We start from the raw sequence: 12,543 nt of genomic DNA, 5'->3' as shown, positions 1-12,543 counted from the left end.
GGGCAGTTTACGGGACGGCACTTGTCACGGAGCCACCGAATTAAACATCGTCATCACTATGGAAAAACCCATCAATCAATTCAGTATTGACACCACCGACTATCAGATTGGCCAAGACAATGTCCAGAAATGGGGATTTGATGTCCATAATCCCGTCTTTGGCATCAGCGCAGGTCTTATTCTGTGTATTTTGCTCATCTTGCTGTTGATCCCATCAGAGTCCGCACGCCAAGTCTTAGACCAGGTAAAAAATGGCATCATAGCCAACTTCGACCAATTGTTTATGTGGTCCGCCAACGTGTTCCTCTTGTTTGCTGGTGCATTGGCCTTATCACCACTGGGACGTATTCGATTAGGCGGCGCAGACGCCGAACCCGATCACGCCTTGTGGTCTTGGCTGGCCATGTTGTTTGCCGCCGGTATGGGAATTGGGCTGTTGTTTTGGAGTGTCGCTGAGCCCGTCGCCTACTACACCGATTGGTGGGGCACACCGTTTAATGTTCAACCGGAAACCGACGCCGCCCGTTCACTCGCCATGGGCGCCACCCTCTTTCATTGGGGTCTACATGGCTGGGGGATCTACGCCATTGTCGCACTCGCATTGGCATTTTTCACCTTCAATAAAGGATTGCCGTTATCACTGCGCTCTACCTTTTACCCTCTAATCGGTGATCGAGCATGGGGTTGGTTCGGCCACATTATTGATATATTGGCCGTATTGTCGACCTTATTCGGCCTCGCAACCTCGTTAGGATTAGGGGCACAACAAGCGTCAAGTGGGATCAATTATGTGTTCGGTTTAGAAGGCGGGTTATCGCTACAGCTGACCATCATCGCCGTGGTCACTTTGATTGCGATTGCCTCTGTGATTCGGGGCATCGAAGGAGGAGTGAAACAATTGAGTAGCTTCAACCTTATCGTAGCCGTTGCCCTCCTAGCTACCATGATGCTACTAAGTGGCGCTGACACATGGCACGCGATCAGTCAAAGTATGGTTGACTACGGTACCCACATGATGTCATTGAGTCTTCCTTTCGGTCGAAACGATACTCAGTGGATGCACGGGTGGACCGTGTTCTATTGGGCATGGTGGATCTCTTGGTCACCGTTCGTTGGGATGTTCATCGCTCGAATATCTCGTGGACGAACCGTGCGCGCTTTCTTGTTCGCTGTGATCGTTATTCCAACGTTAGTAACATTGGTTTGGATGGCGGTGTTTGGTCAACTGGCCTTAGATCAGGTTGCCAACCAAATTGGACAATTGGGTCAGCATGGCCTCACTGACATTTCGTTAACTCTGTTCTACGTGTATGACGCTCTGCCGTATGGCAATATCTTATCGGTTCTCTCAATTGGTCTGATTTTAGTGTTCTTCATCACGTCTTCAGACTCCGGTTCCTTAGTGATCGATAGCATTACCGCAGGTGGTAAACTTGACGCACCTATCCCCCAACGTGTGTTTTGGGCTTGCATCGAAGGCGCAGTCGCTGCCGTCATGCTCTGGATTGGGGGCAAACAAGCATTACAAGCACTCCAATCAGGCGTCGTTGCAACTGCGTTGCCATTTACATTTGTCCTGTTATTCATGTGCTTAAGTCTCTTACGTGGATTATTATCTGAGCACTCCGTGCCCGTACATCACGTGACATCGTAACGTTTAAAAAAGGCTGGCCTTGAGGAGTACAGAGGCCAGCCAATACCAACACCCTTGGGGGAATGCAGGAACCGACGTCGAACGATTGTATTTTTTGCAGCCTCATGTCTACTACTGCGCTGAACGACTTCATTCAGACTAACAAAACGAATCAACATTTCCACTGCTTAAAAATTATTAATTGTTGTTACAGACTTTTCGGTCCAGCTTGGGGATTATTAATGATTAACAAAACTGCCGTTACTCCAAGCGCCTATATACAATCACTCTCATATTCAACCAAGAGTGATCCTGATTATGCGTATGGAACCCATTTATGAGTGCATCAACACACGTTGTGCCTATCCAATCAGCCAAGTATTGATCCACCCAGAATACCTGCAAAAACCTAAACAACGCAGCATGCACCTGCACAGTCAGCTCGAGTTGCGCCGATTTGTTGGTCAATCCAGCCCAGTAGAACGGTGCCTTTCCCCAACCGACACTGTGATGCTGCTACATGGGATCACCCTAATTTTGTGTGCTCGTTGGGGTAAAAAGTGGCTGCAAAGAGAATGCACCCCAGCTACGCTCAATCAATTCAAAATGATCACCTGTCATTGTGTCGGTACCATGCAACTTCCTCGACGAGACACCCGTAGAGTGACTATGACACTTGGTGTTGAGCGTTGTTTAACTGCTGGACATCCCATGCAATTAGCGTGTTTCGCTAATTTTCACGATCAATTGGACGCACATATTCAAATTGAACTAGAGGCTGAACAATAGGTACACCAAGCGTTTTAGGTGCAGACACCATTGTGGAGCAAGTCTACTGGGTGAAAAACGGCTTGTTGGTTTTGTGACTCTACGGGTGTCAACAATGAACTTCTTGTTAGTGAGTACTAACTTATATGTTTGGATCGTATTTCCGCGTTGAGTAGCCGCACAATGACACGAAAATGTGTGACATTGACAGAGTGCTCTGAGAGTGGTTCATCTGAGGTGACATAAATTTGTGTGGTATTGGCTAAACAGTACAAAAAAGTTTGCTTTAAGGTGCATAAAATTGTGTGGTATGACGCTATTTACTCTTAACTTATTGTAATATAGAGTTTTTTATCTTTCTACCATATTAAATGAATGATGTAGAGTGTCGTCGCTGTGGCTATTTGGTCATGCTCATACGTGTTTTTAACCTGAAAAGTTATCCACAGTTCCTATAAAGATCTATTTATCTATAAAGATCTATTTAAACTATATAACTATTAAACTATAAAACTATAGCGCTTCCAAGTTATTGATTTAAATAAGGAATCCGGAAAATACACTACAGAAAAGTTTGCTTTGTGATCATATAAGTTTGCTTTGTGATCATTTTTGTTTGCTTTGTGATCATATAAGTTTGCTTTGCGATCATTTTTGTTTGCTTTACACAACAAAAAAGTTTGCACTGTGATCATTTTGATGTCATTTACCACACAAAAAAGTTTGCTTATTTTTCTAAACGCACAAAAAATGTGATGTATGCAAACAAATTTGTGCAGTATGGGCTTTAATCGCACATATTTGTTTGCTTATTGGTTAAAATGTGTCATTCTAAGCTTCATGTAGAACAAAAAAGTTTGCTTAAGCAAACAAAACTGTACGGTATGAGCACGAGCCCGAAGAATTTACCCAAGCACATCAAAAAAGGCCACGAGTTGGTCTTCTCGCAACAAGATCTAACGGCACGTGAAGCAAACCTATTTGGGCTCATGATCGCCAACATGAAACAGGAAGACTGGGATAACCAAACTCCAGAGTATCGTTTCACGGCTGCGCAGTTGTCTGAATGGTTGGGGCTCAGTAATCGGGCGATAGGATCTCAATTGAAGCAAGTGATCAGCCGCTTGGCCTCGAGAAAGATCGGGATCATCATTGAGAAACAAGGCGATACCGAGTTTGAGTTCACGCCGTTGTTCAAAAAAGCGACCTATAAGGATCGCGTCCTGACATTGATCCCCAACGATGCTTTGTCCAAAGAATACATTGAGTACAACCAAGGGTTTTCCCTCATCAACACCAAGAGCTTTCTTGGACTCAAGCGAGAATACACCAAGCGACTCTATGAAATACTGTCGCGCTTCAAAACCGATGGCACTAGCCTCAAACCCATCGAGGTGGATGATTTGCGCGCCTTCATGGGCTTGCTGAACGAGGACGGCTCCCTGAAAGCCAACAAATCGTCGTTCAAAAACAACAGTGTGTTCATCTCGCGTTGCATCAAGGAAAGCATTGAAGAGCTCGCCGACGATCCCAAAACCCGCAAAGAGATCTTGTTCCTTGAATCTGAAGACGGCTTGGGGCTTAAACTCCACAAGCATGGGCGTAACATTCATGCGGTCGAATTCTTGTATCGCTGGATCAACACCACACAGCCTGTAGAGAAGCTGAATTTCGAAGAGGCCAAACGCAACATCACACGACTCGAAACCAAACGTCTGACCACCGAAGAACCCCTGACTATCGACGAGCTGGAATTACTCGCCCACTCTTATCGCTCGATTGACGAAGATGAGAAAGCTCAGTTCGTCGAGCAAGCACTGGCTAGTCGCCAAAGCCCAGCGAACCTCGATACGCCCGCCGAAGAAGGTATGGAAGAGGAAGTGTGTGAAGATAAGTCCTTTTTGGACAAATTGGCCGAGTTGGAACGCATGAACGGCACCCGCGGTTACTAGTATGCGCTTTTACCGCACAGAAAAGTTTGCTTATAGCAGCTAAGCAAACTTTTTTGTTGTCTATCCTCCTTCCCTGCCCTTTTCTCCACCAAATCGGATTTAATTTTTCCATTTCCATTAATTTTTGTTGTGTAAATCAAAAAATGAAGGATATACTAATTCCAGAATCTTGGTGGAGATAGAAATGGATACTCAACAAACAACTGCAACCTTTCAGAATCTAAAAGAAGGCGCCGATCGCTACATCAAGCGACGTAACCTACGTTTGTTGGCCAATCACCGCAAAGAATTGCGGAATTTTACCCGAGCCGAGGCTTCCGCCTATCTAGACATCGACGCTAAAACGTTGGACAAATACGTGGCATCGGCTGACATTGACCCTCGACGTCATGCCGAATCCCAATGGTCGATTGACATGGCGGAAATGTACCGTGTTCGTGATCTCCTGCCGGAGGCGCTGCGTAAAGAGCCGAAGTTTGCCCGCAGTGAGCAGCAGTCAATGCAAGTCATTGTGATCCAGAACCAAAAAGGGGGCGTGGGTAAAACGGTGTCAGCGGCCACCTTGGCGTCTGGTCTGGCGACCGAATTTCATCAAGAATATCGTGTTGGCTTGATCGACATGGATGGTCAGGCGACCTTGTCGATGTATTATGCCCCCGAATCTGAGATGGAGGGATGTTTGTCCATTGGCGATTTAATGATGCGCAATTTTGAATTGGATGACGGGGAGAGTTACGAGCAAGCGGTCTCTGAAGCGTTTCTTGAAACGACCATCCCAAATCTGCGTATCCTGCCCGCGTCGCAAACCGACCGTGCCATTGAAGGTTGGTTCCATGAGCAGGTCTTCAGCCAGAAGCTTGCCACCCCCTACTCGCTGTTACGTGACATCATCGCGGCCGTGGAAGACGAATTCGACATTTTGATCATTGATACGCCGCCGTCCCTGGGGTACGCAACTTACAATGCCTATTTTGCCGCCACCAGTGTTGTGTTTCCGTTGTCCATCACCGAGAACGACATCGACGCCACCTGCTCCTATTTCAGTTATATCCCTCAAGTCTGGGCCCTGTTGGCTAATGCGGACCACCAAGGGTACGATTTCATGAAGATTTTGCTGACCAACCACAGGGACAGTTCTACGACGACGGAACTGATGAATAGCCTCTACGATCACTTTGCTTCCTACCTGTACTCAAAAGAATTTAAACATAGTGAGGCCATCCGACAGTCGTCTTCCTTGCTATCAACGGTCTTTGATATGTCGAAAAGCGAGTACCCAAAAAGCAAGGCTACTTTCCAAGGGGCTCAACAGAATGCGTACGAGGTAACCAGTCAGATCCTACGCGATATCATCAACGTATGGCGTGAGCAGGAGCAAGCATAATGGCCAAGAAACGAGGAGCAATCAGCCCATTAGGAAATACGGTCGGTTCGGAAGAGGCGAAAAAAAACGCCGCTAAGGCCACTCTAGAGTCTTTAACGCGTCAACTTGATGTGGAGCTAGAGAATGCTGGAGAAAGCGCTCAGATGTTCTTACAGCGCCATTTCGGCATGGAGTCGGTAGGGAAAAGTGTCGATTGGCGCCTGAATTCAGGCCGTCATGTGTCGTTTAACGAAGTGACTCTGACTTATGAACAGGTGCTCGATGAGACCGTTGTTACTTTCGATGTCAATGGTCGCGACCAGTCTCTGCTGACCAAGGCGTCATTGACCGATCTCAATTCATTGGCGTTTCAGCAGTTCTACCCTGCGGTAGGTCGAGAAGTGGATGGGAAGATTGACATTCTTGATGGATCACGACGCCGGGCATGGTTTCTTCTCCAGCAAGGTGAGGTGGCAACATTTCGGGTATTGGTGACCAAAGAATCGATCACTACATCAGAAGCCAAAGCGTTGGCGAAGCAGTTGCAGTCCGCCAAAGAGCACAATCCCCGTGAAATTGGGTTGCAGTGCTTGGCAATCATGCAGACCGATGATTGCACCCAAGAAGATGCCGCTCAGATACTGGGGATCAGCCGACAAGCGGTCGGACGTGCACTGAAAGCCGCCAGAATTGATGCCCGCCTGATTGCTTTGTTCCCTGTCGTTAACGATTTATCGCACACGGACTATGCGCTCCTCGATAAGGTGATGAAAGCATTTCAGAGTGACGATGCTGGTTTGGCCGCTTTCATTGCCCAGTTGACAGAGCAGTTGTCGGTCAGCGATTGGAGCCAAGTTGATCTGACAACCAAAGAATGGTTGATCCAACGTATCACCACCGAACTTAAGATTGTGACAGCGAAGCAGGTGGATGCCAGCGTGTCCGTCACGCAATTGAAAGCTTTCTCGTCGAGTGCGCAGTTTGCTCGAAAGCGGGTAAAAGGTCGCAATTTTAGCTACGAGTTCGGGCGCTTACCCAAGTCCGTCCAACAAGCGCTCGATGACGCCATTTGCCAGGTACTTGACGGTTATCAGGAAGACTGACTGCCACTCGGGATCACCAGAACCGGGCAGTGCGACTGCTCGGTCACTTCTTGCGTGACGGAGAAAGATAAGGCTCGATTGAGTAAGGTCGCATGACTGTGTTTGACCATGAGTAACAGCTCTGCGTCTAACGCCCGGCCCCGGCCAACAATGGTTTTGGCTACTTGAACCGGTAACACGTCCGAGATCGCCTCGCTGGTGACATCGAATCCGTGGTCACTCAATTGTTTAAAGTATTCTTTCAGCCGCCCTAAGGCTTGGCTCGGTCCTTCTCTTACCCCCTCCCCTTCGACACCTTCTACTACATTGACCGTCACTAACAAGAGTCGATGGTTGTTGGGGTGGAGAAATTGACGCGCATAGTTAATCGCTACGTCGTCTGAGTCACTGCCATCCATTAAGATCATGACGGGACGGCGACGCCCCGAAACGGTCGCCCTCAATGGGGGTAAAGGATGGCTGATCTGGGGCTTGGGCAGTCTCGCTTTCGAAATGATGAAACACGCAATCAACGCAAACACGGCCGCTAACAAGAAGCTGTATTGCGATCCGTAATGCTCGCCAATGTGAGTGATCAAAATGGGTGCGATGGCCCCACCTAGCCAACGTACAAAATTGTACGCCGCGGAAGCGATGGAGGTAGAGTTGGGATGGGTCTCCAGAGCCAGCTCCGTGAATAACGTATTGACCACGCCAAACAAGCCGCCCGAGATAATGATGGCAATCACCAGTGGGGCGCGATGAAAGTGGCTAGGCATAGAAAAGTAGCCCATGATCAACATCAGAACCACCAAGACCCACTGACACCGGCCGACAATGGAAACGGGATGTAATTGACTCTGCCACCTTGGGGTGATCAGCGTTGATGTGATGGCCAGCGCGATACCCCAACCAAAGAAGACCGCTCCGATTTCTAATACCCCGAGATCAAGTACGAACGGGGAATACGCCAATATGGCAAAGAAGACAAAGTTGTAAAAAAACGCGCTCAGGCTAATGAGCCTAAGTTTGGGTTGTTGCAATGCTTGAAACGGGGCTGATAGTGCGTGGCGTTGGTTGTGTTTAACGGGGGTCGCAGGAACGAAGTAGGCAATCGAGACGAAACCAATCAGCATCAGCAATGCTGTCCCCCAAAATGGGTAACGCCAAGACCCCTTCCCTAATATCGCACCAATCAGTGGTCCTATGGCGATGCCCACGCCAAGCGCGGCTTCATAGAGACGAACCGACTCCTTACCTTTCTTTTGTGACAGTGTCACTATTAGAGTGAGAGCGGTGGCAACAAACAAGGCATTGCCTAACCCCCACCCGCTCCGATACCCGACCAACTGTTCGACCGTTTGTGATGTTCCCGATCCTAGCGCAAAGACCGCGACAATAAATGCCCCAAGCATGATGCTGTTTTTTAACCCAATACGTGTGGCGACTATGTCAGTGATGAGCATCATCACGGCGGTGATCAGGAAGTAACTGGTGAACAGCAACGATACTTCGCTCGGCGTGGCATGTAACCCCTCTGCAATGGCGATTAAGATCGGATCGACCAAGCCGATCCCCATAAAGCCCACTGTGGAAGCAAAGACAACGGCATTAATGGCGGCTCGTGGTGAGCGTGTTTGATTCATGGGCACAATTCCTCTACCAGGGTAAGACATCAGAAAATGGAATAGATAAAGAAGCTAACGGTCATCAGTAACCAATAAAGCGCGATGAGGACACTGGACAACCATGCAACACGACGCCGTTTCCAATGCAACCACGGCACAAGTACACACCATATCGCCCCAAATATGACGGCAACAAATCCAATCGCGATCAGGAATCCATGCGGAAACACGTACGAGAACACCATCGGTGGGATAAACGCAATCAACCCGGCTTGTAAGAAGTCACGTTTGCTCACCGTCAGTTGGTCGGGTAGCAAGTAGTCGAATAGGCCTTTCGATACTCCGTATATTGGGGGCACCAGCAGAGCCACTAACCAGACGATGAGAAAAGCGTGCGTCAAACCGCTCATGGTAAATACCTGATAGAGCACGTCGAAAGAGCTGACATCAAGAGCCAACTGACTCAGCACCGATTGTTGGTCAAACAAACTTAGAAAAATACCTAACCAAATGGCATAGCCAACGATGATGAAGATGACGCCAAGGCGTAGTGATGCGATTACCCCTTTTCGCTTTCTCCCTTGGTCATGCAGGACTCTCAGTGCGGGCATCATGGGTTGGAATCCAAAACAATTCGCAAAGAAGATGGGCAATAAAGGAAGAGCGACTCTCGGATCGTCCAGCATGCCCATCGCATCCTCTGCAACTAGGTTCTGGACGTGCAATTGCGGGAATAAGGTAACAATTAGGCTGACAAAAATGATCAGCAATAGCACGTTGCAGATTAGGACAACAGCCGACATGCTTCGGATACCCAGGGCCATCATCACAAAACAGATGACACCGATGATAATAGTAACCACGCCATGAGGAAGGTGGAATGGCAACAAAGACATAGTCAGCTCACTGATGACCGAGAAATACGCGTACAACAAGACAAACAGAGATAGGATGATGATGGCATCGACCCACTTTCGACCGTACGCGCCGACTGCTTTTTCTAGGATTTGGCGCATTCCATCGGAAACCCTGTGATAGCTTGAAATTTCCAAGTACTTGATACTGGCTGTATAACTTACGGCTAAGGTGACGAGTAAAATGATGATGACGCCGGAGGTCCAAGCGGTGACGCTCAAGACTGGTAAGATAATGAAGCCTAATCCAATGCATGAACCAAATACCACGGCGGCGCCAGAAACGGCTTTTTGAGTATTGGTACCGAGAGTGACACGATGAGAGCGGCGCATCTTAGGCTCCTCTGCGTATTGTTAAGGGTATCGCCCAACGTCGGTGGTGGGTGATCTAGAGGACAATCATCGTGATTGATGTATGGGGGGCAATGCCAGTTATTGATATTTATTAAGCAACATTAGTGACGGGCATCGTACATACTACTCCCCGTATACTCCCATGAAATTTGTCAATGCTCAGGGAGAGCATGGCACGACGGAGTGCAGCCGATGAGCGTTGGGTCAATGTGCGTGTGGCACTGTGCTGGGGTTGAGAGTTGTCAATGCTCAGGGTGAGCATGGCACGGCGGAGTGCCGCCGATGAACGTTGGATCAATGTGCGTGTGGCACTGCGCTGGGAGTTGGAGTTGTCAGTGCTCAGGGTGAGCATGGCACGGCGGAGTGCAGCCGATGAGCGTTGGGTCAATGTGCGTGTGGCACTGCGCTGGGGTTGAGAGTTGTCAATGCTCAGGGTGAGCATGGCACGGCGGAGTGCAGCCGATGAACGTTGGATCAATGTGCGTGTGGCACTGCGCTGGGATAGTGAGTTGTCAATGCTCAGGGTGAGCATAGTACGGCGGAGTGCAGCCGATGAACCTTGGGCCAACGTAAGTATGGTACTCCGCTGGGATAGTGAGTTGTCAATGCTCAGGGTGAGCATGGCACGATGGAGTGCCGCCGATGAACCTTGGGCCAACGTAGGTATGGTACTCCGCTGGGGTTGAGAGTTGTCAATGCTCAGGGTGAGCATGGCACGGCGGAGTGCAGCCGATGAACCTTGGGCCAACGTAGGTATGGTACTCCGCTGGGATAGTGAGTTATCAATGCTCAGGGTGAGCATGGCACGATGGAGTGCAGCCGATGAACCTTGGGCCAACGTTGCTATGGTACTCCGCTGGGATTGAGAGTTGTCAATGCTCAGGGTGAGCATGGCGCGACGGAGTGCCGCCGATGAACCTTGGGCCAACGTTGCTATGGTACTCCGCTGGGATTGAGAGTTGTCAATGCTCAGGGTGAGCATGGCGCGACGGAGTGCAGCCGATGAACCTTGGGCCAACGTAGGTATAGTACTCCGCTGGGATAGTGAGTTGTCAATGCTCAGGGTGAGCATGGCACGATGGAGTGCCGCCGATAAACGTTGGATCAATGTGCGTGTGGCACTGCGCTGGGATTGTGAGTTGTCAATGCTCAGGGTGTGCATGGCACGACGGAGTGCAGCCGATGAGCGTTGAGTCAATGTGCGTTTGGCACTGCGCTGGGGTTGAGAGTTGTCAATGCTCAGGGTGAGCATTGAGCGATGATGAGGGTAATTTGTTACTTTAATGTCTAATAAATCATAATGAATCGTGCTGTATAAGAGGCTGGCGTACGATGCCTGAAAAGGTTGTTTAATTCGTAACTCGGAGTGGTCATTGACTAGAGACGATGACACTCCACTACTGTTAGGAGTACTGTTATGTCAACGGAAAACAGCGCAATCCCCGCCTTTGCCTACAAAATTAAAACGGTTGAGCCCATTCGATTGTTGTCCAAGGAAGCGCGAAAGCAAGCTCTAATCGACTCAGGCTACAACCCTTTTGGTCTAAAAAGTCGAGAAGTGTACATCGATCTGCATACCGATTCAGGGACTGGAGCCTTGAGTCAAGATCAGTGGGCCGCTCTGATGGTGGGCGACGAAGCTTACTCTGGGAGTCGAAGTTTTGAAGCGCTCACTGAGTCGGTGAAACAGGTGTTTGGTTATGAGCATTTTGTTCCGACCCACCAAGGGCGTGGATCAGAAAAAATACTTTTTCCTATCTTGGTAAAGCGGGTGAAAGAACGTCGTAGTGAGGCGAGCAAAGACGTTAAACCAGTCTTTATCTCCAATTTCCACTTTGATACTACGGCGGCACATGCAGAAATAGCAGGCGCTAAAACCATTAATAGCGTGGTGGATGAAGCGTTTGACACTGGTAAAAGCTACCCGTTCAAAGGGAACTTGAACCTAGAAAAGGCCAAACAACAGATCGAAGAGTATGGTCCTGAAAATGTTGCTGGTCTGGTCATGACGATCACTTGTAACAGCATGGGTGGACAACCCGTGTCAATGGCGAACTTGAGAGATACGTACGCATTGGCGAAAAAACACGGTATCCCTGTAGTCATCGACGCCGCGCGCTTTGCTGAAAATGCCTATTTTATTAAACAGCGGGAAGTCGGCTACCAAAGCGAAACCATCGCGGACATCGCTTTGGAGATGTTCACTTATGGCGATGTGATCACGGTGTCCGCTAAAAAAGACCCTATGGTCAATATCGGGGGGCTATTAGCTGTCAAGGACGACGACGATCTCTTCCGTCAAGTGCAAGTACTGTGTATTTTGAACGAAGGCTTTATCAGTTACGGGGGGTTATCAGGCCGAGATATCCAATGTTTGGCGGTGGGGCTAAAAGAGTCGGTGGATGAACATTACTTGCATGCCCGAGTGAGCCAAGTGGAAGCATTTGGTAAAGAACTGATTGAGGCAGGGATCCCTATCCAGACTCCAGTGGGTGGACACGCCATTTTCGTTGATGCCGCGCAACTTCTTCCTCACATTCCTAAGACGCAGTTCCCAGGCCATGCGCTTGCAAATGAGCTGTATTTAGAAGGTGGGGTACGAAGCGCGGAAATTGGTTCGTTTTTGATTGGACGTGACCCTGACACCGGAGAACAAAAAGAAAGTGGTGTCGAGCTGACACGATTGGCCATCCCTAGACGTGTCTATACCAATGATCAATTGTCCTATGTGGTCGATGTGTTACGTCGTATCAAAGCTCGAGCCGCACAAATAGGCGGTTATGAGTTTGACTATGAACCACCTGTGTTACGCCATTTCTTGGCTCGCCTCAAACCTGTCGACCAATAAG

The 12,543-nt window shown here is 48.9% G+C and carries 9 protein-coding genes; 6 read left to right on the top strand and 3 right to left on the bottom strand.

Annotated elements, in window-relative coordinates:
- The first annotated feature begins 58 nt into the window (after positions 1 to 58).
- The 5 genes from FIU99_RS26490 to FIU99_RS26470 all read left to right on the top strand — a co-directional run bounded on the left by FIU99_RS26490 (position 59) and on the right by FIU99_RS26470 (position 6,819).
- The gene (locus FIU99_RS26490; protein WP_152472883.1) at positions 59 to 1,654 is read left to right on the top strand and encodes a BCCT family transporter; all 1,596 of its coding nucleotides are present in this window, start codon (positions 59 to 61) and stop codon (positions 1,652 to 1,654) included.
- Positions 1,655 to 1,951: 297 nt separating this feature from the next.
- Positions 1,952 to 2,422, top strand: a complete 471-nt coding sequence (locus FIU99_RS26485) for a hypothetical protein (protein ID WP_040122617.1) — start codon at positions 1,952 to 1,954, stop codon at positions 2,420 to 2,422.
- Positions 2,423 to 3,285: 863 nt separating this feature from the next.
- Positions 3,286 to 4,353, top strand: coding sequence for a replication initiation protein (locus tag FIU99_RS26480; protein ID WP_253899468.1), 1,068 nt, complete (start codon positions 3,286 to 3,288; stop codon positions 4,351 to 4,353).
- Between the two features lie 184 nt (positions 4,354 to 4,537).
- Positions 4,538 to 5,737 carry a ParA family protein gene (locus FIU99_RS26475; RefSeq protein WP_040122619.1) on the top strand — a complete coding sequence of 400 codons (1,200 nt, stop codon included), beginning with the start codon at positions 4,538 to 4,540 and terminating at the stop codon, positions 5,735 to 5,737.
- Entirely contained in the window at positions 5,737 to 6,819 is a 1,083-nt protein-coding gene (locus tag FIU99_RS26470; protein WP_152472879.1) for a ParB family protein, read from the top strand. Before FIU99_RS26475 ends, FIU99_RS26470 begins: the two co-directional genes overlap by 1 nt.
- On the opposite strand, the gene FIU99_RS26465 is transcribed toward FIU99_RS26470, so the two are convergent.
- From FIU99_RS26465 to FIU99_RS26455, 3 genes are all read right to left on the bottom strand, one after another.
- The gene (locus FIU99_RS26465; protein ID WP_043011616.1) at positions 6,807 to 8,444 is read right to left on the bottom strand and encodes an MFS transporter; all 1,638 of its coding nucleotides are present in this window, start codon (positions 8,442 to 8,444) and stop codon (positions 6,807 to 6,809) included. The genes FIU99_RS26470 and FIU99_RS26465 overlap by 13 nt on opposite strands.
- Before the next feature lie 29 nt (positions 8,445 to 8,473).
- Positions 8,474 to 9,673 (bottom strand): aromatic amino acid transport family protein, encoded by a 1,200-nt coding sequence (locus tag FIU99_RS26460; protein WP_152472877.1) that lies wholly within the window; start codon positions 9,671 to 9,673, stop codon positions 8,474 to 8,476.
- Positions 9,674 to 9,785: 112 nt separating this feature from the next.
- Positions 9,786 to 11,087, bottom strand: coding sequence for a hypothetical protein (locus tag FIU99_RS26455; protein WP_152472875.1), 1,302 nt, complete (start codon positions 11,085 to 11,087; stop codon positions 9,786 to 9,788).
- A 24-nt stretch (positions 11,088 to 11,111) separates the two neighbouring features.
- On the opposite strand from FIU99_RS26455, the gene FIU99_RS26450 reads away from it, so the two are divergent.
- Complete coding sequence (locus FIU99_RS26450) at positions 11,112 to 12,542, top strand: tryptophanase (protein ID WP_040122624.1); 1,431 nt, start codon at positions 11,112 to 11,114, stop codon at positions 12,540 to 12,542.
- The last annotated feature ends 1 nt before the right edge of the window (position 12,543 follow it).

The sequence above is a fragment of the Vibrio sp. THAF64 genome, from assembly GCF_009363455.1.
Taxonomy (GTDB): domain Bacteria; phylum Pseudomonadota; class Gammaproteobacteria; order Enterobacterales; family Vibrionaceae; genus Vibrio; species Vibrio coralliilyticus.
Note: the sequence above shows the minus strand (reverse complement) of the source record. Positions and strands in the feature narration are given on the sequence as shown.